The organism is Neobacillus niacini (assembly GCF_023715785.1).
Taxonomy (GTDB): Bacteria; Bacillota; Bacilli; order Bacillales; family Cytobacillaceae; genus Neobacillus; species Neobacillus niacini_E.
The window spans coordinates 1-477 of the sequence record NZ_JAMBOX010000061.1 but is presented as its reverse complement, the minus strand read 5'-3'; the positions used below and the strand labels follow the sequence as shown (position 1 = coordinate 477).

At 54.9% G+C, this 477-nt stretch carries 1 protein-coding gene; it reads right to left on the bottom strand.

Annotated elements, in window-relative coordinates; all coding sequences use genetic code 11:
• Window positions 1–37: 37 nt before the first annotated feature.
• Window positions 38–477, bottom strand: a 440-nt coding sequence (locus M3234_RS28835) for a M48 metallopeptidase family protein (RefSeq protein ID WP_262307928.1), incomplete at its 5' end; no start/stop codon positions are given.

Here is a 477-nt window from a genome sequence, read left to right as displayed (position 1 = left end):
CACTCTATCATGCCGTCATGACAAAACCAGTGCGTCACTACGCAGAACGATTTAACGAAAGGTGCGTCAGCCACAGGCGGGTGTCGAACTCCAGCTGGTGGTACTGCGGCTCCATATGGCAGCACAGCTGATAAAAAGCCTTGTTGTGATCCTTCTCTTTCAGATGCGCCAGTTCATGAACCACGATCATCCGCAGAAAGGCTTCCGGCGCGTCGCGAAATACCGTCGCCACGCGAATTTCCGCTTTAGCTTTCAGCTTACCGCCCTGCACGCGGGAAATGGCGGTATGCAGGCCGAGCGCATTGTTCAGCACGTGGATCTTACTGTCATACATCACTTTGTTGATCGGCGCCGCGCCGCGCAGAAAGCGGTTTTTCAAGTCCTGGGTGTACTGATACAGCGCTTTATCGCTGTTAACGTCGTGCCCTTGCGGATAGCGCTTTTGCAGCACCTCGCCGAGGCGGCCTTGCTCGATTA